The sequence below is a fragment of the Agrobacterium sp. 22094 genome, assembly GCF_052046015.1.
Lineage (GTDB): Bacteria > Pseudomonadota > Alphaproteobacteria > Rhizobiales > Rhizobiaceae > Agrobacterium > Agrobacterium cavarae.
In genome coordinates this window covers 333,662-356,136 of the sequence record NZ_JBQEPX010000004.1, presented here as the reverse complement: position 1 = coordinate 356,136, position 22,475 = coordinate 333,662, and the positions used below count along the sequence as shown (strand labels likewise).

The window sequence follows — 22,475 nt, the reverse complement described above, 5'->3', positions numbered from 1 at the left end:
CTTTAGCTCCTGCCATGAACAATTTGCCTAGCCAGTTTTGCGAGAGTGTCAGGCTCTCCAAAGCCACCAGATTTCAAAATTATACATTGGCCGTTGGCATATGCCAGGCCAAGACCGGGCATACACTCGCCTTCTAGCCGGAAGTGTGTCACGCCCATCGCGGCAAGAGCCGCTTCTGCCGTTGCCCCGCCGCACAGAAGCAGGGTGGACGCCTCGCTCGTTAAACGGGGATGTACACTGTGCGCAAGGCTTCTCGATACCTCCTCGGACGATAAGCCTAACTCCCCCTCGGTTGCCTGCACCAGCAGCAAGGACGCTGGCGTGATTGGCCCCTCCGGCAAGGCGCCGTTCGGTGCAGGATGGTAGGCAACGCCATCGCACTGGCGGAGCTCTTTCACCTGATCGAGGGTAATCCCGTCACGCGAGCCTATGACAAAGAGGCCCCGACCGCCCGGCGGAGATACCTGCCGTCCCCTGGATACCTTTGTCATCTTGCGCGCCAGCGCCTCGGCAAGACCTCTTGCGCCGACAAGCAGATCGACATCGATTTCTTCGGCTCGTTGCAAGGCTGCGTCTAGTTCATTCTCTGTCACCGTGTCAGGAATTGTTGCACGGTGCGCGTGATGTTTCAGGGCGCTGGCGACGGAGAGCGGCTCTGCTACCCCGAAACCTTCCACATTCCCGTTGCGCACTACCCGGCCGAATGTTGGGATCGCGGGAGCCACTAATGCACGATCAAAGGAAACAGCATCGAGTTCCGATGCGATGTGACCTTTCAGCCTTGAGTCCACCTTCTTGAACATGCGGGTGTTGGAGGGAAGACGTCCGACAAGCTCTTGCATCAAGTCAAAGGCATCTTCTGAAGATCCATCGCGAGATGCCAGATTGATCGAGAGAACATCCGGGAAAAGTGCTACGCCCTTGGCGACATCATTCGCTCGCAGGACCACTTCGGTGTGAAGCCCTCGTGCCGCGAAAGGGGCAGCCGTATCCAGTGCGCCGGTGAGATCGTCGGCAACGATGACGAGCACAAATACCATCCTTGTTGTTATCTTTTCGGAATAAATATGGCTTTCTTTTCAGTCCAATGCAATTGAAAGCTTACAACATCTCGGTTCTAAAGACAGACTTTTTCTCCGGATCAGACCTTATTCACGTCTGCTACCATCTGATCACCGAGCATAATGCGACCGGCTATGAAAAAGACGAAGGGTGCGGCAAAGGGGCGACTAAGAAAACTTTCGCAGCAATCGGAATCTGCAGCAAATGGGTGCGCCGCTCTTGTTGGGAATGGAGCCGACAGGCCTTAGGTCTCGTGGAGAATGAGCGCTAAGATGCCCTAGCAGGTTCCGGCGCGGTTGCGTGATCAAACGCAAGATCTTTGATCGGGGGGTGTCTGAAAGAGACTTGTAAAAGCCGTGCCTTTACAACGGATTCAAATTTCTAACTGAAATTTACATTCGAGAGCAGACGGATGACATTTTGGACGTAGCCCGGCACGCTCATTTTCAGTCTTGAGGTGTTTTCAACTGCGTGTTCACCGCTGCTGAAACTTGCTCTTGAGCCATAGAAGCATCGACGAAGTGCCCGCTAGCAGTGACCCGCCATCAACGGGAACGCCGCCTGTGAATGACGTCACAAGAGCTCCCGCTTCCTGAGCGATGAGTTTTCCTGCCGCGTAGTCGTAGTGGCTGAGGCCATCCTCGAAATAACCGTCTAGTCTTCCCGCACCAATATACGCGAGATCGAGTGCGGCCGAGCCCAGTCTGCGGACGCCCGCTGTCTCGTTGGTGATGGCATCCAGACTTCGAAAGAAGGTGCTGCGTTCGATTGCCTTCAACTGTCCCTGGATAGGCATGGACAGTGAAATGATCGCCTCGTCCGGGCGTTTGTCACTAAGCCGGGCGAGCCTCTTTCCGTTCAGCCATGCGCCACACCCTCGAATGGCGGTGAACATTTCGTCACGCAAAGGGTCAAGGACTACACCCAACACTTCGCCTTCGTCGTCACACAGAGCGATGCTGACAGCAAAATAGGGGATGCCCCAGATGAAGTTACTGGTCCCATCTAGTGGGTCCACCACCCAGCGGTGTTTTGCATCGGCATTGCGAGTGCCGGTCTCTTCACCGACGAAGCCGTAATGGTCCCCTGCCTCTGCCAGAATAACGGCAATGGCCTTTTCGGCGGCGAGATCTGCTTTGGATGCATAGTCCCCCAACGCTTTTCGTTGAACACCGTCACGCGAAACATCCCCGAAATGCGCCTTCAACTCGGCGCCTCCTGCTAGGGCTGCAGACGACGCAAGCTGCATCAACTCTTCAAGTGTCAGGTCGGCCATCGCTTATGCTTCCACGGGTAGGAAAGTTATGGTCTCGAAGTCCACGCCGACGCGCAATCCCACATCAATTGCGTTTCGGGTCTCCACGGAGATGATCGTACCATTATCGAGCCGAAGGCTTTGGGTCCAAGCCTTGCCCATGAAGCGACGATCTTCCACTGTCGCATCGGTCAGCGCGCCGCCGCACTCGCGTATCATCACGTGTTCAGGCCGCACCACAAGCGTGCCCTTGCCACGGTGGCCTCGTTCTAAAATAGGTAGCCTCGATCCATCCGTCATATGGAAACCCGTCGCCTCAAAAGTGCCCTCGAGGAAACTCGCACTGCCGACGAATTCCGCCACGAAGCGGTTGGCCGGTCGCAAGTATATGGTTTCAGGATCTGCAAGCTGTTGCACTATGCCGTTCTGCATGACCGCGATCCGGTCCGACATTTCCAGAGCCTCTTCCTGATCATGCGTCACATAGATGGCCGTCAGGCCGAGCCTTTTCTGCAGACTGCGCAGCTCGTGGCGGAGAGATACGCGTAGACTCGCGTCGAGGTTGGACATCGGCTCATCCATGAGGAGGAGCGGCGGATTGATGACGAGCGCACGCGCCAGCGCGATGCGCTGCTGCATGCCGCCACTCATCTCTGCGGGAAAGCGCTTTTCGACGCCGTGCAGTTCGACTTGCGCCAACGCGGCCCGAACCCTTTCCGCGACTTCGCCCTTGGAGACTTTACGCAGCTTCAGCCCGTAAGCGACATTGTCGAAGACTGTCTGGTTCGGCCACAGCGCATAGTTCTGAAAAACGAAGCCGATATTCCTGTCCCACGCGGCAAGCGAGGTCACATTCTGCCCATTGAACAGGATCTTCCCACCATCGATAGGATGGAAGCCTGCAATCGCTCGCAAAAGCGTCGTCTTGCCGCAACCGGATGGCCCCAGCAGCGTGAAAAATTCGCCGGGCTTGATGGTGAGACTGATGTCCTTGAGAACCGTATGATTGCCGAAGTTCTTGGAGACCGCGTCGATGAGGACTTCGCAACCTTGTGTGGCAGCTTTGGGCAATAAGATTTCAACCAAAGGATTTTCCTCGAACTTGGCCGTATCGGACGATGAGATAGAGAGGGATGTAGATAATCAGCATCAGGAGAATGGTCTGTGCCGCGGAAACACCGAAATCGGCATCCACCAGCGTGTTCTCGAAGATGACAGCCGTCATCGGTTTCCACGGCGGACGATAGAGAACGATGGTGGAAGACAGCTCCGTCACGATGTGAAGGAAGGTGAGCGTTGCCCCGGTTACTGCACCCGCAAGCACCAGAGGTGCGGTAATGGTCACGAACACTCTGAAAGGACGTGCTCCGAGACTGATTGCGGCCTCCTCGAGTGCGGGGTGAACGCGTCTCAGAGCCGCTTCTGACGCCTTGACCGTAAACGGCAGGTTACGAATGAGGTAGGCGAGGACGAGGATGAACCACGTGCCCGTCAGTTGGATTGGCGCCTTGTTGAACATCATGATGAGGCCAATGCCCAGTACCGTGCCTGGAATGACGTAGGGCATCATGACGGTAAGGCTGAGAACGGGCGCGATGATCCGATAGCGCTTGCGTATGATCACATAGGCAATCCCCAGTCCGATCGCTGTCGCCGCCAGGGTTCCGGCAATCCCGAGCGACAATGTCACCCAGGCCGGACCCATCCCGGTGCGCCACATGGTCGTGTAGTTTGCCAGTGTCAGGTTCGGCGTTGGCAGGCCGACCCGCCATTCCATGAAGCTGGACACAAGTACCGTCAGGTGAGGCGTGAATGCCATCAGAAGTGCGGCGCTGATCGCTCCAAGAACTATGGTATGTCCAAGTGGCGATAGTGGCTTGCGCTCCAAGGCGCGCGACGACACCACGGCGAAACCACGTCGCGCCAGATAGATTTGCTGGGCCATGAGGAATAGGCTGGAGATGGTGATAAGCACCATCGATCCCGTCGCCGCGAGTGCGGGATTGCGTCCGGCTTCGCTGAGGAAGGATGTGTAGATCAGAACCGGAAGCGCATTGACGTCCAGACCGATGATCCGCGGCGTTCCAAAGTCCGACAGCGCTGCCATCGTTGCCAGATAGAGACCAGTGATAATGCCGGGAAGCGCAAGCGGAATTTCAACCGTCATGCGCACGCGAGGTGGCCTGGCTCCGAGGCTTTCCGCCGCCTCGATATGACCGGCATCCAAACTCTGGAACGAGGTGTGACTCAGCAGAAAGATGATCGGGAAAACCAGCCAGGTGATAACCCATATGACGCCATGCAAGCCAACGATCGAGACATCGAGACCGAGATAATTGGTCACAACACCATTTCGTCCCAGAAGCAATCGCCAGGCATAAGCCCCCAAAAATGGCGGAGAGACGGACGCCATGGTGACGAGAAAAACGATCGCCGTGCTGCCGGCGACTCGGTAGCGCGCGATAAGATAGGCAAGAGGAACGCTGATCAAAGCAGCAAGGCCGGTTGACGTTAAAGCTATTAGCAAGCTGTTGACCGTGGCGGAAAGGGTTTCGGAGCGCGTAAAGAAATCGATGTAGTGAATTGGAGAGAATGACAGCGCCCTGTTTTCGAAAGTTACATAGGCATTTACGGCATGGGACAATAAGACGGAGTTAGGCCCCTGCGCCTGAAGGTCCAGCGGCGCCGGAGCTGTTGTGGCGAAAAGTCCGCGCGGCGCCTGTTGTGAGAGCGCGAACCGAGCGGTGCCGAGATCGAGTTCTATGACCCCAGCCTCGTCCCTGCCAAACGACATCGGCTCTTGCGACGAGAGGCGAAGCGTCCGGTCGCCCTCGACACTGACAGTCAGGCGGTCAGGCGAACTTAACGCTATTGCCAGCCCGTCGGAGGTTTTCTCCACGCCGTACCGAGCGGTCATTTCCGGCACGGATTGCAAGCCGTCCTTATTATGCAGAAGCGTAAAACGGCCACCTTCCTCCAGAAGAGAGGCGGCCATCAGGCGAACTTGCGGGACGATGATCGTCAGGCCGCAGAGCACGAGCGCGACGATTGAAAAGATCAGCCAATTGTCGCGCAGCACCTTCATTGTCCACGAAGCTCCTGGAAGCGAGCAACGACCACGGGCCGGGGATCGACAGCCGACACGATCGTGAGGGTGGACATGTCAGGCAGGGCGGCCGGGGGCGTTACATCCTTGCGTGCCGAGCGTCGAACAGTGGCATCGCGAACGATTTCATGCGCCGTCTTGCTGCCCAGGAAATCGATAAAGCTCTTGGCATCGTCTATGTGCTGAGCGCCCTTGACGATCGCCTGAGCATCGATCTGGCCGGTGACGGCGTCGCTCGGATAGACGATATCGATCGGTAGGCCCTGCGCCTTCCACTTCGCGCCGAGGTCTTCGTTGATCCAGCCGACTGCCGCTTCACCGTCGCGCACAGCATTGAATGCATCATCGGAACCCGGCGCGATGCGCGCACCCTTGGCCATCTGGCCGACGAAATCCCAGCCGAAGTTGCCAGCAAGGGCCGAGAGAATAACGTAGCCGGTACCGGATTTCGCAGGGTCCGGAATGATCAGACCACCATTCTTCGCAAAATCCTGTGAAACAAGTTCCTTTTGCGTCTTGGGTATGGAGCCGGCTTCGACGCGCTTGGTGCTGACGATCAGAGGCTGCAGCAGCACCGTGAACGGATGCCAGATGTGATTGGGATCGTTGGTCACCATATCGGCGTCCGACTTGCTCTCGTATGCTTGGAAGAGCGCCGCATTTTCCTCGAACGTCTGCGTCGGCCCGCCCCACATCACGTCCGCCGAGGAGTTGCCGCCTTCGGCACGCAGGCGCTCTATGAGCTCACCCGTCCCACCGCGCACCACGGTTACTTTCACGTCCGGATTCGCCTTGGTGAATGCTCCGAGAATGGGAGCAGACGTTGCCTCCCCATGAGCAGTATAGACGACAAGCTCTCCAGCATTCGCAATACCCAGGATTGATACCGACGCCAAAGCGCCCGCCATGATCCGCCGCAAGGTCCATTTCAGCATGACTGTGTTCCCTTTTTTAAAGTCACTGAGAAGAAGGCGACGATATTAATTCCATTAGATGGATTTAAAATCAAGCCGCATTTACCGGTGATTTATCGACATTACGTGACATATAAATGACAAACCTAAGCAATGGGGCCGACCCGCATACCTTGACCCTGCGCTGACGGACTGATAAATTCCATTTAATAGATTAAATAGGATCCGGCACCCATGAGCCTGATGGGCAGCAATCACACATATTCGGGCCGCTACAACCGGCGCCTGGTTTTCGACCTTATACGCTCTTCCGATGGCATCAGTCGGCGCGACCTTGTTCAGGTGACAGGCCTGAAGGCGCAAACGATGTCCAACATATGCAAGGATTTGATCGACCGCTCTCTCGTGGTGGAAACTATTCAACAGGAAGGCGCGCGCGGCGCCCCGCAAAAAAGATTGCAAGTGCGTGCCGACGCAGGGTGCTGTCTCGGCATCCATGTGGATCGCGACGGGCTGCTCGGTATCGTCTGCGATATAGCGGGACATGAACTGGGGCGCGAAACCGCATCGGCCTCCCTCGAAGACCCGTCCGATACGATCCGTGCCATCACCGATATCACGCACCGCCTGCGTTCGCTTGCCTCAGATCGCCCTGCCTGGGGCATCGGCATCGCCATGCCAACGCTGCAGGAAGCAGAGTTCGAGCATCCCGTCGGCCCGCCCGGCTGGGATGCCTGGAGCCGTATTCCTGTGGCGGAGGCTATCGAAGATTGTTGTGGCCTTCCAACCATCATCGAGAATGACGCCACAGCCGCGGCAGTTGCCGAGCTGAGGGTAGGCAGAGCCTCAGGACTGACCCACTACGTTCATATTTTCGTCGGGCACGGGCTCGGCGCCGGCATCATCAATGACAGCATGCCGCTTCAGGGATTTTGGAACAATGCTGGGGAAATCGGCCTCCTAACATGGCCTGCCGAATTCGCTAATCCAGATGCTGAGGGACAGACTCCGTTCTCCATCGACGAACTTGCATCGATGCTGTCTCGCGAAAGCAAAGAGATCGCTAGGCCCGGCGTGTTGGAACAACTCTACGCTCAACGCAACAGTGTTTTGATGCGGTGGCTCGATCTCAACTCAAAACGCCTCCGGTTGCTGGTTTCGCTGCTTGAGAACATCATGGACCCGCAGACAATCATAGTAGGAGGGCATTTTCCACCAGCGCTCAACAACTCTCTGATTGACCGGGCCTATCCCCTTTTGCCATCGGTTAGCGCCCGGAGCAAAAGGGATATTCCCCGGCTGAGCGCTGGAGCACTGGGTCCGGAAGCAGCAGCCATAGGTGCGGCCATGCTGCCCGTGATTGCTCATGGGAGCCCGGACTTCAGGCGTCTCTCCTCCATGCGCGGGCGCAGCCAGACCATGGATTTCGAAAGACGCTTCGATCGCGTTGCTGGCGCGCCAACGGATGACGACGCATCCGCCTAGTTCACCCAATTCTCGCAAACAGGACTAAAAAATGAAAATCGCAGTCGCCGGGCTTGGATTTCGGCTTGCCAATGTCATCGCCTCCTTTCGCAAGGCTTGCCCAGATCTCCAAATCCTCGGCCTCATGGATCCCCAACCTGCCGGGCTGCCTGCTATTCTTTCGTCTGGCCTGCCGGAACCACGTCGCTTCGAAACAATGGAAACAATGCTGAAGGAAACGCGGCCTGATCTTCTTATGGTCGGTTCCCCCAATGTTTTTCATCTGGACCAAATCGCCGCGGGGCCGCGCGCGGGCGCGCGCGTCTTCACCGAGAAGCCGGTCGTGATCGATGAAGATCAAACACTGAAAATGGCGCGACTGCTTGCCGAATACGGCCATGAAAGCGTCATGGTTGGCCTCGTTCTGCGTTACTCCGACCTTTATCGGGATTTGCGCATGGCGCAGGCTCAAGGTCACATCGGCACCATAACCTCGATCGAGGCATCCGAGCATATCGCGCCGTACCACGGAGCGTTCTTCATGCGGGATTGGCGACGGCATACGCGCCATGCCGGCCCTTTCATCCTGGAAAAATGTTGTCACGACATCGATCTTTACGGCAGCGTGGTGGGGCAGCGCGCCATGGCCGTTGCCAGCTTCGGGGGGCGTAAGTCATTCGTTGCTGAAAACCGGCCTGATCAACTCTCCGCGTTTCAACAGCAGGAATTCTACAAGAAGCCGAGCGGTTGGCAGGGCAGCGATGCCGTCTTCGAGGGCGATGGCGACATCATCGACTATCAGACCGCGATCGTCGAATATCAAGGCGGAGCGACGATGGCGTTTCATACAAACCTCAACGTTCCGGATCAGTTTCGCCGCTTCTGCGTGATGGGCAACAAGGGAATGGCAGAGGGCGATTTCATTCGTAATCGCTTTGAGGTTCATTCCGCTATAACAGGCGAAAAGCTTGTCGAGCGGCGTTACGAGGGGCATGAAAGCGATCACTATGGCGCCGATGATCAGATGGCTCTGGATATCTACAGGCATCTGACCGAGGCGAGCCCGCTGCCCGTCAATATCGTTGCGGCTCTGGAAGCGGGACTCGTGGCAATCAAAATCGAGGAGGCACGCCGTGGCCGGCGCACCATCGAGCTTGCCGAGACCTGGCAGCGTTTCGATGACGCACTTCACACCCCTTTGGCAGCAGCGTAAGGCCACGCTCATGAACATGCCAACGCCATCATTACCTGTCGTCATCCGCAACGCCCAACCGTCCGATGAGACGGCGATACTCGATATCTGCGTGCGCACCGCAGACAGCGGGGAGGACGGATCACGACGCTACACGGACCCAAGACTTCCCGGATTGCTATGGGCGCTGCCTTATGTTCGTTTCTGTCCAGAAAATGCATTCGTGCTGACAAACAGTGGCATCGTCATGGGCTATTGTGTTGCGACACCCGATACGAGCGCCTACGAAGATTGGCTTGAGGCTGCATGGTGGCCTTTCTTGAAGGAGGAGCTTCGCGATTTCTCAGCGCAGACAATAGAGGATGAGAACGTCCTTACTCATATCCGAAGCGTATCGAGGACACCAATTCGGGTGACGCAGCCCTACCCTGCGCATCTACACATCAATCTTCTGCCTGAGATGCAGAATGGCGGTCATGGGTCGTCCCTGCTGGCACATCAACTGCGTGCGTTGATGATGTCTGGAGTAAAAGGCGTCCATTTAGGTGTGAACCAGCACAACGAAAAAGTCGTAGCATTTTACGCTAAATTCGGCTTTGTCGAAATCGACCGGACACCTTCGATCCTGATGGCAACGCGGCTTACTGAATGAAATCCTTCAGCGCGCCGGCATCCCGAGGCTCGCCTTTCTAGATCTGCGCCTTGTGTTGTCACTTGTAAAAATTTCGGTGAGCGAAGATTCCGCATCATCGACTTTATATGGTGAATTAGGGCACCGCAGCCCATTGGCGCATACTAAATCTAGATGACGCCGGCGGTTTAATATTGTCAGATTATCGTCGCTTGACCGAGTTTTGACGCTTAAGGCCACTCCCCACATCACTTTAATACGCGCAACGAGGAAAGCTAACAGGACATTGCCAAAGAAAAAGGACAAGGCTGCTACGGCTGGAAAATCATTGCTTCAACAGCTTGCAGGGATGCCCGAAAAGCTGTTCAGCAAGGCGTTCGAAGTCCAATATGGCGCTTTGTGCTACCGAAAACCCGACGATCGTGACATCGAAATTCTCCTCGTCACATCGCGAGGAACCGGCCGCTGGATCATCCCCAAGGGTTGGCCGATGAACAAGAAGAAGCCGCATGAAGCAGCTCTTATCGAGGCTTTCGAAGAAGCTGGCGTGGTCGGACGCGTACGCAAAAAGCCGGTCGGTCGATACACTTACCTCAAGTGGCTCGATACAGGTCGCGTGGCACCATGTGTGGTGGATGTCTTCCAGATCGAAGTTACAAGAACGGCGCAGAAATACAAGGAAACGGGTCAGCGCAAAGTTGCCTGGTTCTCACGAGATGAGGCCGCTCGGCTTGTGAGAGAAGTCGAGCTCAAATCGTTGATAGTGACCTTTCGCGCTGGGGAGTAGACGGTGCGCCACAATGTTTCCAAGAACAAGCAGGCTAAATCAAACATCTAGTTCGCTCCGATAGCGACGCACCCGATGTATGCGACGAGATGCACGCGAGTGCATTGCAAGGCCTTACTCAACCGAGTACAGGTTCGTTTTCGCACGAGGGAATGAGTACCTGGATGGCCAAGAGCTTTGTGACGTCAATCGATGTTGCGCAGAGGGCGGGTGTTTCCCGTTCGGCTGTTTCAAGGACGTTCACTCCTGGCGCGAGTGTTTCGCCGGATGTGCGCCAACGCGTGATGAAGGCTGCAGAAGAACTCGGCTACAGGGTAAATCGCCTGGCGCAAACCCTGAATACATCGAGCTCCAATTTGGTTGGAGTTGTGGGCGCAAATTTGTCCTCTCCTTTTATCGCAAAGCAACTAGATATGCTGAGCCTTGGCCTTTTGCGACGAGGTCAACAGTGTTTGCTCCTCAATGCCGCCGATGCGCGTAGCAACATCGCGCCTCTGATCGAACTGATCTTTGAATTTCGGGCGCGTGCGATTGTCGTGCTTTCTGGCGAACCTCCAGCCTCTATTGTCGACGAGTGCCTTGCAAATGGTGTCAAGCTCATCGTCATCAATCGCAATGCCAACCGGCCCGACCTCGATGTCATTCTAAGCGATGACATCCTGGGTTCTCGGCTTGCCGCCGATCGGCTCATCGCAGCACGATGCAGCAAAGTCGCCGTCGTTTGCAGCGGCAGCCTCACTCCAACTCAGGTCCGGCGAGCCACGGCTTTTGAAGAGACAATCCTTGAGCACGGAGGAGAAGTCGTCCGGTGGAGCGTCGGTCCGACCGCATACGAAACAGGCATAGCGGCCGCCAAGGCCTTACTGAGCGACACACAAATCGACGGGGCGTTCTGCGTGACGGACCTTATGGCGCTCGGATTCCTTGATTCAGCGAGAAAAGACTTTAATCGCTCGGTTCCAGATGACCTTTCGGTGATCGGCTTCGACAACATTCCACAAGCCGCATGGATTTCCTATAACCTCACGACGATTGGCCAATCATTCTCTGTCCTGACCGACGCCGTTCTTGCTGCACTTGATCATGACGATGGCCATGTCTCGACGCAAATAGTGCCCGTAGAGCTTATAGAGCGCGGCACCGTCCGTTCCTGATTAGCGAAAACCTTTCCAGTGAACGGATCTGGGGTTGCCATGCTTGCACACGTGTGCAACATTGAACACGTGTGCAAGGGAGAAGACTATGCCTGATAGTGAAGTTCCACGGAGCGACATCCAAGAACGCGCTGAACTGTGCCACGCGGTCATCCGCTCGGCAGGTGCATTGGCGCTTGAAGGTTTCAAGCAGGTGTCGAAGGGCGGTTTCACGATGAAAGGCCCTCAGGATTTTCTGACCGAGACCGATGCAGCCTCTGAAGATCACATCCGGAGCGCGATCTTGGCGGCTTATCCCAACGATGGCTTTTTCGGCGAAGAAGGCGGTGGTGAAATACGCGACCGCGTCTGGGTTGTCGACCCGATCGACGGCACCGCAAACTTTGCGAGGGGTATCCCCCATTTCTGTATTTCCATCGGCTACGTCGAAAATGGCGTGACCCAGTTTGGCGCCATCTTTAACCCGGCCCTTGATGAACTCCATTTCGCACTGCTGGGCCAAGGGGCGACGCGCAACGGAACTTCGATCGCGACCGCTTCAACGACACGGTTCGATACCGCTTCAGTGGAGCTCGGCTGGTCGACGCGGATTCCGAACGCGACATATCTCAAAGTTGCTGAAGCCCTTCTTTCGAAGGGTGCGAATGTTCGCCGTTCCGGCTCTGGAGCGCTTGGCCTCGCCTATGTGGCCGACGGAAGATCGGACGCCTACGTCGAATTACACATGAATTCCTGGGATTGTGTACCCGGTCTACTGATCGTCGCGGAGGCTGGCGGGGCTGTCTGCCCATTCACGGAGCTTGGCTCTTTGCGTCATGGAGGCCCCGTACTCGCATCCGCTGCGGGCCTCGCATCTGGAATCAGCGAAGCTGCGAACGTCCCACTGACGTCTGGGAAGACTGTTCTCAGCCCGGACAACGAGGGAGCCCGAGTACAGGTCGCCTAGGTCTTTGGCGAGACGAAAAATTGGAAGTGGCGTGCGGCCTGGAGAGCCGTTTGGGAGGACATTATGACGACTTTAGCGGAAATCGAGACGACGCGGCAAAGTGGACGAGCAGGACGATTGTCGCGACGTGTCGGCCAATTTCTCTCAGCCCCTGACCGCCTCATCGCGCTTATCATGGCAATTATCCTCTGCCTGCTCGTTATTGTCCCCTTGTTCCAGTTGATCCGGGAAACGGTCACAGTCCAACCTTACGATGCCGTCTACCTCCCCGGTCGCGCAGTTGGTGAATTGACCTCTTTCCACTACGAGCGCGTATTCACCGGTCGTATGTCCTGGGCGCTATTCTACAAGCCGTTCATGAACTCCCTGGTCACAGCGTTCGGAGCAACAGCAATCTGCCTCGCGCTTGGCGCACTGCTTGCCTGGGTGGTTGTACGCACGAACGTTCCTTATCGCGAGTTCGTCAACACAGCTGTCGTTTTGCCATACATGCTCCCATCATGGGTCATGGCGCTTGCCTGGGTAACGTTTTTCAAGAACGACCGTGTGGCAGGCGCTTCCGGCGTTTTCGCTTACCTTTTTGGTGTTCAGCCGCCGGACTGGATCGCGTTCGGCAGCCTCCCCATAATTATCTGCCTTTCGCTGCACTACTATGTCTATGGCTTCCTGATCATCTCTGGCTCACTCTCGACGGTGGACAGCCAGCTCGAGGAAGCCGGTGCCATTGCCGGCATGTCGCGGTTTCGCCAGTTCGTCTCGATTACGGTTCCGCTCGTTGTGCCAGCCGTCGGCTCCGCCGTCGTCATGACATTCATAAGGGTCATCGGATCGTTCGGCACGCCGGCCGTTCTGGGAATGCCTATCCGCTATTTTGTTTTACCCACGCAAATCTACGCCGCCATCGGATCGCGCAATGTGGGTGACGGCTATTTGCTGGCACTGGTTCTGGTGTTGCTCGCCGTGCTCTTCATCTGGATTAACCAGCGCATGATCGGCGTTCGCAAAAGCTTCGTCACGATGTCAGGCAAGGGTTTCCGACGCAGAGAGATCGACCTGGGCCGTGCCCGCTGGCTGGTGTTCGCGTTGGTCATGCTCCTCATGTCCATCACCGTCGTTATGCCACTCGGCTTGCTCGTGCTCCAGTCATTGTCTCGAACGGCCGGAAACTACGATCTATCGAACCTGACACTACACTACTGGATCGGTGACCGCGGCGGCGTAAATGCTCTCTATGCCGGCGTGTTCAAGAACCCGCATATACTGAATGCCGCTTGGAACAGCTTGCGACTGGCATTCTTCACGGCGTTGGCAACGGCTGTTCTTGGTTTTCTCATTGGCTACGTCGTCGTTCGCAACCGGGGTACGCTTTCGTCTCGGGCGCTCGAGATGGCGGCATTCCTGCCTTACATTTTTCCAGCGGTAGCGTTTGGCGCCATCTATATCGGCATGTTCTCCCAGTCCTTAGGGCCAATCCCTGCGCTATATGGCACGTTTGCATTGCTCGTGCTGATCGCGACGGTGAAGAACCTGCCATACACCTCGCGTACCGGCATTGCCGCGATGCTCCAGATTGACAAATCGCTCGAAGAATCGGCACGCGTCCAGGGCATTGGCTGGTTCGGCCGCATTCGGAGAATTGTAGCTCCGCTCGCCGCTTCAGGACTCGTTTCAGGTATGCTGCTGAGTTTCATCGGAACGATGCGAGAGCTGTCGCTCATCATTCTACTGGTCACGCCATCAACAGCAGTTCTAGCCAGCGTCATCTACACCTACCAAACGGATGACGTACCCCAGCTGATCGGGGCAGCCACCTTGCTTCTCGTCGCGCTGGTTGTTGGCTGCAACCTGCTGTTCAGGCTCGTTTTTCGAAATACGAAGATGGGATTTGCTTGAGGAGGCAACCCGAAAGAGGAGGAAGACTATGAAGACTTTAATGAAGGGCGCAGCAATCGCCACCTTGGGCTGGATGATAGGCTCTGCGGCGTTGGCGCAGGACGCGTTCGAGACATGGATTAAAACATCAGAACTGGGAGCCAACCAGCCTCCGGAAGAGAACTGGGACGAGATCACCCGCAAGGCGAATGAAGAAGGTGAAGTGACGATCTACTCATCGTCATCCAGCGTCAGCGCACTCGCCGAAGACTTCATGAAGCTCTACCCGAAGATCAAGGTAAACGCCTATGATCTTGGTTCGGAGAAGACGATTGAAAAGGTTGTCCGAGAACAACAAGCGGGCATCTTCAACGTCGATGTGGTGAACACTGCGGGCACGGCTCAAATGATCTTCGACCTTCTCCCCAACAAACGTATCGTCAATTATGTACCGCGGTACCTGACAGACAAGATCCCGGAGGAGCTTCGTGAACCACTCCTGACGCAGGTCATCGAAGCGACCGTCCTGATGTACAATGCCGACGCTTATAAGGACGGTCCGCCTGTCAAGAATGTCTGGCAATTGACAGAACCAGATTGGAAAAAGCGCTTCGCAATGAAGAGCCCCCTAGGATCGCTGACATCACTGGCATTGCTTGCTTCAATCGTGGAGCACTCCGATAGCTTTGCGAAGGCCTACGAGACGTATGCGGGCAAGCCAATCGAGCTGTCGGATGGTATCGAAAACGCCGGCTACGAGTTCTTGCATCGCCTGCTGAAGAACGATCTCGTTATTTACGATTCCGGTTCTAAGCTCGCGACCGCCTCGGGACTTAAAGGGCAAAATAACCCGCCCATTACGTTCTCCAGCATGCACTACATAAACAAAAATGGCAGCGACGATTACGCCAACGCTATCCTCTACGATATCGATCCTGCAGGTGTGTTCGCCTATTCGACTTATACATCCATAGCCGGGCAGGCTCCGCATCCCAACGCCGCGAAACTTTTTATCGCGTTCCAAATGGGTTCGAAGGACCTTACGCCAGACACCAAGGTCGAAAAACCTTACCGTGAGGGTGAGAGCCTGAAATTGCTTCAAGGCATGGCCGCCTATTTCAAGGTCGGCACGTTCTCGCCTCGCACAGACGTGCCGCTACCCAAGGGTGGAGAGAAGTGGCCGGAGGCAAAGAAGATCTTCGGATCCGCCGAGTTCCAGCGTGACAACGTTGCTGCGGTCAACGACTTCTGGGTCGTTGAGACGAGCCAGTAAAGAGCCTTGCTCAGCCGACCGGCGCGCCAGCGCATGCCGGTCGGTGCTTACGATCTCCGGAGGAAGTCATGAACGAAGTATCTCTCAAAGGCATCACCAAATCCTATGGTGCACACCTCGCCATTCCACCGCTTGACCTGGATATTCCCAAGGGGAAATTCGTCACTCTTCTGGGTCCGTCGGGCTGCGGCAAGACGACGACGCTCAGAATTATCGCCGGGCTCGAACAGCCCTCGGATGGGGAACTTACATTGTCCGGAAAGTCGGTATTTTCTGGTCGCAACAGCCATTTCGTACCACCGGAAAAACGCGGTCTTGGTTTCATTTTCCAGAGCTACGCTCTATGGCCTAATATGAAGGTTGATTGCAACATCACGCTCGCTCTACAGCAGGCGCGAAAGCCGAAGGACGAAATCCAGGAGCGGCTCGGCGAAGCGCTCAAGAAAGTACAGCTCGAGGGGTATCAGGATCGGTTTCCATCGGAACTGTCGGGAGGCCAACAGCAACGCGTAGCGGTCGCTCGATTGATCGCCGCTAGAAATTCAATTCTGTTGATGGACGAGCCGCTTTCCAATCTCGATGCGGTGCTACGCACGGAAATGCGCACGGAACTGAAGCGGTTGTCCCGAGACCTCGGTGCGACGACGATCTACGTCACCCACGACCAGGTCGAAGCCCTGACCATGTCTGACATCATCGTCGTGATGAAGGATGGCGTGATTCAGCAGATGGGCAGCCCCTATGAGATCTACCACCAGCCAAGCAACCTGTTCGTCGCTGAGTTCATCGGTGATCCGCGCATCAACCTGTTTGACGCGACTTTGGAACAGCGCGACAGCCGTAGCGTCCTGCACATCGGTGAAATCGAGATAAACCTGCCGCACGCCCTGCCGCAGTCCTCAGGACCGATGCGACTTGCGATCCGGCCGGAGCGGCTTACGCTTCATGATGCACCTGTCGCGAATAGTTTGCCCGCAGAGGTCGATGTCGTTCAACCAACCGGATCGCAGACGATCCTGTCCCTCACATCGCAAGGCAATGCGGTGACTGTGCTTATTCCTCGGTTCGTTGAGCGCTGGCCAAGCCGAAAGGTCTGGCTTGAACTGGACGCCGAGCACATCATGATCTTCGATAGTCGATCGGGGCAGCTTCTACAGACCACAGGCGGCCCAATCCGACAAGAGAATGCTGCTTAGCTCTTGCCGCGCTGGCTGCTCGCTTGTGTCACATATGCGCCGCCCAGCTTCGAGGCTTCTATAATAGAGATTGGCGCTGTCTTTCATTGCGCCTGAAAATGGATCGAGTGCTGCATATGGATGCACCCTTTTACGAACGACCGCCCATCAGCCTGATTACGCAAGGGCTCGGACCGCATGATTCCAAGCTGTACATCGGCGGTCTGGAAGGCGCGCGAGACCTTGGGCTTCTGAAAGCTCACGGTATCGGCATAGTCGTCAACTGCGCCGTCAATCTGGATATCAACTTCGTACGAGACCCTGCCAATGCTGAGGACGGGGAGCTTAGTGCAACAGGCTACGCTCCTATCCGCTATTACAAGGTCGGCATGATTGATGGGGGTGGCAGCCCGGACACAATGATGGTGGGCGGATATTATATTCTCCATGGCGCGCTGCATCAGACCATGCCCAAGCGTGCGACCTATCCATTCGAAGATGGAGGAAATGTCCTGGTCAATTGTCGCAGCGGTCGCAGTCGCTCGGTATCACTTGTGGGTCTCTACATCCACAAACAGCAACCCGACCGTTTTCCGACTCTCGAGGCGGCAATCGCCCATGTCAGGGAAAAGCGCCTCTTGCGACCGGACGAATGGTTCGAGGCGCCTAAACCCATGCTTTATAAAGCTGCTCGTCTCGCATCAGACTGGATTGATATGATCGAAAAAACCAGATTGCGTGAAGCAATTGCATAGCCATACCCCTGTCGCCGTCATCGCTGATGCACACTATCATGACCTCGAAGGCAGTTTCGGGCAGCAGGAACCTGTGTCCGGTGACGGGCTGACAGCCAGAAGCTGGTCAGAGACACGCTGCTCTACGCGTGTGTTTAACGAAAGCTTCGCGGCTTTTCCGGCTGCTCTTGATGCGATCGCCGGTCGTGGCATCAGACATGTTGTCCTTCTCGGCGACTATAGTGATGACGGACAGAAAGCAACGGTACAGGCTGTTGCCTCCCTCTTGAAAAGTTGTGCTGAGACGTTTTCGCTCTCCTTTTACGTCTTACCGGGCAACCACGACGGCTATGCGCTGAGGGGTCGACACCAGACGAAGGAATTCCTGACTCCGGATGGGGACGCCGTCGTCATCACCAGCGATCCCAATATTAAGCCTTCAAATATCGTGGCGCTTTGCTCAGAGACAATGTACTGCGCCGGCTACCCCGATGCACTGGAACCTCTCGTAGAGCATGGTCTGACGCGCCAGGCGGATTACCTTCACTGGGAAACGCCTTTCGGGACGTCTGACACGTTCGAGGACCGGCAATACCGATTAGCGTCCGCTGACGGGACGAACGAGGCGTTGTTGATAGATGCTTCCTATCTCGTTGAACCAGAAGATGGCCTTTGGCTTTTGATGATCGACGCCAACGTGTACCAACCTTCAGACAGAGCGACTGGCATTGATCTGGAAAGCGACTTTATTGACAGTACTGGTGCTGGCTGGAATGCCGTCGTCAAGCAACGCCCTTATTTGATTTCGTGGATTGCAGACGTTCACCGGCGTGCGGGCGCTCTGGGGAAAACACTTTTATGCTTTTCGCATTATCCCGTCGTGGACGTGTTCGCAGACAATCTGGCGAGTGAACAAGCGCTTTTCGGACAAACGAACGTCGCCAATCGCACTCCGCAGGACGGCGTGGCTACTGCTCTCATGCAGGCCGGCATGACACAGCACTTTAGCGGCCATATCCACGTCAACGGATCGACCAGGCGAACCGTCGGCAACACGACCTTGACCAACGTTGCTGTCCCTTCCCTGGTCGCGTTTCCGCCTGCATTCCGGATCGTGCACGGATCGACCAACGAAACCAATATCGAGACCATCAGTCTGGGCAACCTGCCGATTGATCGTCGTCTAATGCGTCTCTACCATCGCGAGTGCGAACGGAAGGGAGAGCCCAACCATTCTGCGTTTAGCGCGAAATCATACGGTGACTTCCTCTACGCTCACCAGGAAGCGCTCGTCACTCATCGGTTTTTCCCCCGTGAATGGCCCAGAGACATGGTTGAGATGTTTTCCGGTTCGACACTTGGTCGTCTGCTCACGCAGCTTGACCTGCCTTCATCTGTGCTGGTCAAAATTGCACAGTCCGCTGGTGTTGATCCGGAGAGCGCCGCGTCATTATCGTTGCTGCATTTCGTCACCGATTGGTACGCGTTGCGCCAGGCGCAGGAACTTGCCCTTCCCTTCATTCGCGCGGAAAACCTGTCAATTTATAAGGCGCTGGTCGTTCACCAAAAGGAATTTTCAGGTTCATCCGACCCAAAAGAAAATGCTTCGGCCGCATCCTTTATCAAGACATTTCTGACTGTGCTGAAGGTGTCATTGCAGCGGGCACGCGCATAGTCGACTGGGAATAGGATCGTAATGGCAGCAAAAAGGAGAAAGACTTGAGTTCCACGGTCGTCATGATCAATTTGCTGGGTGCTGTCGCTTTGCTGCTCTTGGGGCTCGCGCAAGTCAAAGACGGTGTATCACAAGCTTTCGGTGCGAAACTCAAAATTGGTCTAGCGACCGGGACCAGCAACGGACCGCGCTCATTTTTCTCCGGATTGATTGCAACGATTGCTCTGCAAAGTTCGACAGCCACCGCGCTCATGACCGCGTCGTTTGTTGAACGAGAACTGATTAAACCGCGGATGGCTCAAATCGTTCTCCTTGGAGCCAATGTGGGAACTGCCATTACCGCCTGGATCGTCGCGGCGGGACTGGAATGGCTTTCCCCTCTGGCTGTTTTAGTCGGTGTGATACTCCTTCGTGGCTCATCATCTGCGCGTCAGGGCGGCGGTAAAGCGCTTGTCGGTATTGGGCTGATGTTGCTCTCGCTCCATCTTTTGAGTGCAGCCACGGAACCCATGCGCAGTTCCCCGGCCCTCATGGCTTTCGTCGCTTTGTTGGACAATGCTTGGCCGGTCGCTCTCATTTTTTCAGCGATGATTGCGTTTGTGTCGTCCTCGAGCCTGGCGGCGGTCGTGTTAATCCTTTCGCTCGCGTCAGCCGGCGTGCTGTCCACCGGCCTCATCATTGTCCTGGTACTCGGAGCCAATCTCGGTGGCGCTGTTCCTCCCGTGCTGGCATCTTTGTCGGGTCCCGCTTCGGTCAAGCGTGTCACGCTCGGCAACCTCATCGTCAGAGGCGCTGGTTGCGTGCTGGTCCTCCCACTCGCAGACTATGGCGCTGGGTTGTTGACCATATTGCCATTGACGCCAGCCAAGCTTCCCGTCGACGCTCATCTCGCGTTCAACGTGTTTCTGGCCGCCTTGGCGTGGCCCTTTTCGCGCGCGGTCTCGGGGATCGTGAAGTCCTTAATCGCCGACGATGCAGCCGCAGAGTTCGGTCCGAAGTACCTCGATGAACAAGAACTCTCGACACCGGTCGTCGCGCTCGCCAGCGCCACTCGTGAAGTGCTGGGTATCGGCGATCTGGTAGAGCGCATGTTAGTAAGAACTGCAGATTCGTTCGACCGCTACAATCCATCACGTTTACAAGAGGTCTCGCTTCTTGAAGGACGGGTCGACCTACTGCAACAAGAGGTAAAGCTGTATCTCTCAAAGCTTGGACGTGCTGGCTTGAACATGGAAGATGGTGGGCGTTCGGCGGCCATCATCGATTATGCAATCAACCTCGAGCATATCGGCGACATCCTGGAAAAGAGCTTGGTACCGGAAATTGCCAAGAAAGGAACGCAGGGTCTCCAGTTCTCGGAGGAGGGACACGCGGAGGTCAAAACGCTCTTCGAACTGACACAGGAAAATATACGTATTGCCCAGACAATTTTTGTCACGAGGGACTTTAACCTTGCACGTCGAATGATGGAGTTGAAGGTGGAAGTTCGTAAAATGGAAAAGCAGTCGGCAGCCAAGCATCTCGCCCGTCTGCGCGATGGTCGCGCCGACAGCATGCGAACGAGCTCATTGCACCTGGATATCCTGCGCGACCTAAAGCGTATCAACGCTCACATCGTGGCTACCGCGCATCCGATCCTAGATGAGAGTGGGCTGTTGATAGAAAGTCGCCTTCGCTCTACCAGCTAGCTTTGAGCGGTCGAGACCACCATGATTTGTTAAAGCAGTCGGAGTATGTTGACCGGCCACTTGCAAGCGTTGCGTACTCGGCGCCTGCTGCTCGCGAAGCCGTTGGGCGAACATTGCCGAAATCCACCTTCTTTCTGAGTCGCAACAGCGCACGCTCCCTATCCGTTCCTTTTAGTCGGACTAAACGCTATCTTCGCTTAAACACCACAGAATGCAGATTCTCGGTAACATCTCAAGATACTACGTCTCGCTTCTGCGTCTGTGCTTCGAAACACCTCTAAGCAAGTTGTGCCATCGACTGCGCCGGGGGTGTGGCGTTGGCACCAGGCCCTACCAAACCGCTCATTAGAAACATCGCGAAGGAAATGCTCTATCCTGATCACTCCCTGTGAAAGGAGGAGATTCAACTCTCAGTGTTGGGGTCGACTGGTAAATAGATCATGCCATGTTGCGGCGCGCTGAACGCGACGGCCCGAACCCATCCGCCTGAGATCATTGACGAATTTTCTCCGGGAAGACTCTACATCTGACGTCACCGATTGCGCCGGTAGATATTATTATTCGCTCCGCTGTCAGCCCAGTCCCGACCGTTTTCGCGGCGCCAGTCGCAAATCCCTGCATAGGGGTGCGATATGTCGTTTTCACCGTTGCCGCATGAGCGGTTATGGCCCACGCCCGCAGAATACCCAGTCCCGCGGTAGCCGCGATCGTCTACGCAACCGCTTAGAATGCCGACAGACAATATGCAAATCACCGCGCTGAAAATCTTCATAACTTTATCTCCAAGTGAACGAGATTAACCACCTTTGCCTTTCCCAGTTCCATCTTTGCCAATCGGTAAACCTCAGAATACTGGAATGCCAGTCACCGAAAATCTACACCCAAGGAAAGGGCCATATGCGGCCGCCGAAATGCGGGGACACCAATGGCAGTGGGTTCAGGGCGTATTCGGTTCACGCTTCAAGGCTGCTTCAGCAACACCAGCTCTTTTCAAAATCACGAGAACCGCGTTCTTGCTTTGCCAACCGCTCAACAAGACAGACACCCAAGCTATTCTCGGCCCACCCTCTAATGAGCAGTTGGATATATTCCCGACATAAAACGCAAGTCGGATTGCTTAGTCGTCACTTTCTTTTTTTTGACGCAGGATCTTTTGGCGCAAACTCTGAGTGCGTGAAAGATCAACAACATTATCGAGGTCCAGCGCTGGCCGACCTGCAAACAGGCGCTCAAATTCCGCTTTGGCCTCAAGAAAAAAGGCAATTTTCAAGAAATATTAAAGGGAAAATTTGACGGTTTCTTCAGCTAACCTCAGAGACCCGTAGGAAGCTTTAAATCCTGCAACCGAACGCACTGGGTCGATTCATACTCGATCCGTCGACGTTTTACTCCGTCCGCCTTATCAGTTTTTCTCCACACGAGACGGTGGCTGTCTCATCGAACTTCTACTGAGGCTGTGGTTGCGCGGATCTCACGATCCCAACATAACCCGGAAAAACTTGAAGTTCAGCCTGATAGGCGATATTGCGGTAACCTCGTGATCAACA

General features: G+C 55.6%; 17 protein-coding genes. 12 read left to right on the top strand and 5 right to left on the bottom strand.

What is annotated here, in order from left to right; translation table 11 throughout:
• Positions 1–2 precede the first annotated feature (2 nt).
• From ACTJK5_RS18575 to ACTJK5_RS18555, 5 genes are all read right to left on the bottom strand, one after another.
• Positions 3–1,031, bottom strand: coding sequence for a four-carbon acid sugar kinase family protein (locus tag ACTJK5_RS18575; RefSeq protein ID WP_111849274.1), 1,029 nt, complete (start codon positions 1,029–1,031; stop codon positions 3–5).
• A gap of 506 nt (positions 1,032–1,537) precedes the next feature.
• Positions 1,538–2,338, bottom strand: coding sequence for an inositol monophosphatase family protein (locus ACTJK5_RS18570; RefSeq protein ID WP_062426883.1), 801 nt, complete (start codon positions 2,336–2,338; stop codon positions 1,538–1,540).
• 3 nt (positions 2,339–2,341) lie between these two features.
• Positions 2,342–3,403, bottom strand: a complete 1,062-nt coding sequence (locus ACTJK5_RS18565) for an ABC transporter ATP-binding protein (protein WP_111849073.1) — start codon at positions 3,401–3,403, stop codon at positions 2,342–2,344.
• Positions 3,396–5,402, bottom strand: a complete 2,007-nt coding sequence (locus ACTJK5_RS18560; protein ID WP_111849071.1) for an ABC transporter permease — start codon at positions 5,400–5,402, stop codon at positions 3,396–3,398. The genes ACTJK5_RS18565 and ACTJK5_RS18560 overlap by 8 nt, the downstream gene beginning before the upstream one ends.
• The gene (locus ACTJK5_RS18555) at positions 5,399–6,358 is read right to left on the bottom strand and encodes an extracellular solute-binding protein (RefSeq protein WP_062426880.1); all 960 of its coding nucleotides are present in this window, start codon (positions 6,356–6,358) and stop codon (positions 5,399–5,401) included. The genes ACTJK5_RS18560 and ACTJK5_RS18555 overlap by 4 nt, the downstream gene beginning before the upstream one ends.
• A 213-nt stretch (positions 6,359–6,571) precedes the next feature.
• Between ACTJK5_RS18555 and ACTJK5_RS18550 the strand changes: the two genes are divergently transcribed.
• The 12 genes from ACTJK5_RS18550 to ACTJK5_RS18495 all read left to right on the top strand — a co-directional run bounded on the left by ACTJK5_RS18550 (position 6,572) and on the right by ACTJK5_RS18495 (position 20,928).
• On the top strand, positions 6,572–7,822 hold the full coding sequence (locus ACTJK5_RS18550) for an ROK family protein (RefSeq protein WP_440612978.1): 1,251 nt from the start codon (positions 6,572–6,574) through the stop codon (positions 7,820–7,822).
• Between the two features lie 31 nt (positions 7,823–7,853).
• Positions 7,854–9,014: a Gfo/Idh/MocA family protein gene (locus ACTJK5_RS18545; protein ID WP_440612977.1), complete on the top strand. Its 1,161-nt coding sequence runs from the start codon at positions 7,854–7,856 to the stop codon at positions 9,012–9,014.
• Positions 9,015–9,024: 10 nt separating this feature from the next.
• Positions 9,025–9,645 carry a GNAT family N-acetyltransferase gene (locus ACTJK5_RS18540; protein WP_062426988.1) on the top strand — a complete coding sequence of 207 codons (621 nt, stop codon included), beginning with the start codon at positions 9,025–9,027 and terminating at the stop codon, positions 9,643–9,645.
• A 265-nt stretch (positions 9,646–9,910) separates the two neighbouring features.
• Positions 9,911–10,411: an NUDIX hydrolase gene (locus ACTJK5_RS18535; RefSeq protein ID WP_236760381.1), complete on the top strand. Its 501-nt coding sequence runs from the start codon at positions 9,911–9,913 to the stop codon at positions 10,409–10,411.
• Between the two features lie 164 nt (positions 10,412–10,575).
• Positions 10,576–11,565, top strand: a complete 990-nt coding sequence (locus ACTJK5_RS18530; RefSeq protein WP_112359076.1) for a LacI family DNA-binding transcriptional regulator — start codon at positions 10,576–10,578, stop codon at positions 11,563–11,565.
• An 88-nt stretch (positions 11,566–11,653) separates the two neighbouring features.
• Positions 11,654–12,511 (top strand): inositol monophosphatase family protein, encoded by an 858-nt coding sequence (locus ACTJK5_RS18525; RefSeq protein ID WP_062426876.1) that lies wholly within the window; start codon positions 11,654–11,656, stop codon positions 12,509–12,511.
• A 63-nt stretch (positions 12,512–12,574) separates the two neighbouring features.
• Positions 12,575–14,404, top strand: a complete 1,830-nt coding sequence (locus ACTJK5_RS18520; protein WP_112520297.1) for an ABC transporter permease — start codon at positions 12,575–12,577, stop codon at positions 14,402–14,404.
• Positions 14,405–14,432: 28 nt separating this feature from the next.
• Positions 14,433–15,656, top strand: a complete 1,224-nt coding sequence (locus tag ACTJK5_RS18515) for an ABC transporter substrate-binding protein (RefSeq protein ID WP_062426874.1) — start codon at positions 14,433–14,435, stop codon at positions 15,654–15,656.
• A 68-nt stretch (positions 15,657–15,724) separates the two neighbouring features.
• On the top strand, positions 15,725–16,852 hold the full coding sequence (locus tag ACTJK5_RS18510; RefSeq protein WP_440612976.1) for an ABC transporter ATP-binding protein: 1,128 nt from the start codon (positions 15,725–15,727) through the stop codon (positions 16,850–16,852).
• 116 nt (positions 16,853–16,968) lie between these two features.
• A complete protein-coding gene (locus ACTJK5_RS18505; protein WP_144622129.1) occupies positions 16,969–17,586 on the top strand; it encodes a dual specificity protein phosphatase family protein in 618 nt (205 codons plus the stop codon).
• The gene (locus ACTJK5_RS18500) at positions 17,570–19,240 is read left to right on the top strand and encodes a metallophosphoesterase family protein (protein ID WP_144622131.1); all 1,671 of its coding nucleotides are present in this window, start codon (positions 17,570–17,572) and stop codon (positions 19,238–19,240) included. The genes ACTJK5_RS18505 and ACTJK5_RS18500 overlap by 17 nt, the downstream gene beginning before the upstream one ends.
• 44 nt (positions 19,241–19,284) lie before the next feature.
• Positions 19,285–20,928, top strand: coding sequence for a Na/Pi cotransporter family protein (locus ACTJK5_RS18495; protein WP_144622133.1), 1,644 nt, complete (start codon positions 19,285–19,287; stop codon positions 20,926–20,928).
• Positions 20,929–22,475: the final 1,547 nt, after the last annotated feature.

Bases quoted from the DNA above. Each gene is read 5' to 3' on its own strand.
- ACTJK5_RS18570 (WP_062426883.1), bottom strand. From the start codon at position 2,338: ATGGCCGACCTGACACTTGAAGAGTTGATGCAGCTTGCGTCGTCTGCA.
- ACTJK5_RS18560 (WP_111849071.1), bottom strand. From the start codon at position 5,402: ATGAAGGTGCTGCGCGACAATTGGCTGATCTTTTCAATCGTCGCGCTC.
- ACTJK5_RS18555 (WP_062426880.1), bottom strand. From the start codon at position 6,358: ATGCTGAAATGGACCTTGCGGCGGATCATGGCGGGCGCTTTGGCGTCG.
- ACTJK5_RS18550 (WP_440612978.1), top strand. From the start codon at position 6,572: ATGAGCCTGATGGGCAGCAATCACACATATTCGGGCCGCTACAACCGG.
- ACTJK5_RS18545 (WP_440612977.1), top strand. From the start codon at position 7,854: ATGAAAATCGCAGTCGCCGGGCTTGGATTTCGGCTTGCCAATGTCATC.
- ACTJK5_RS18540 (WP_062426988.1), top strand. From the start codon at position 9,025: ATGAACATGCCAACGCCATCATTACCTGTCGTCATCCGCAACGCCCAA.
- ACTJK5_RS18530 (WP_112359076.1), top strand. From the start codon at position 10,576: ATGGCCAAGAGCTTTGTGACGTCAATCGATGTTGCGCAGAGGGCGGGT.
- ACTJK5_RS18525 (WP_062426876.1), top strand. From the start codon at position 11,654: ATGCCTGATAGTGAAGTTCCACGGAGCGACATCCAAGAACGCGCTGAA.
- ACTJK5_RS18520 (WP_112520297.1), top strand. From the start codon at position 12,575: ATGACGACTTTAGCGGAAATCGAGACGACGCGGCAAAGTGGACGAGCA.
- ACTJK5_RS18515 (WP_062426874.1), top strand. From the start codon at position 14,433: ATGAAGACTTTAATGAAGGGCGCAGCAATCGCCACCTTGGGCTGGATG.
- ACTJK5_RS18510 (WP_440612976.1), top strand. From the start codon at position 15,725: ATGAACGAAGTATCTCTCAAAGGCATCACCAAATCCTATGGTGCACAC.
- ACTJK5_RS18505 (WP_144622129.1), top strand. From the start codon at position 16,969: ATGGATGCACCCTTTTACGAACGACCGCCCATCAGCCTGATTACGCAA.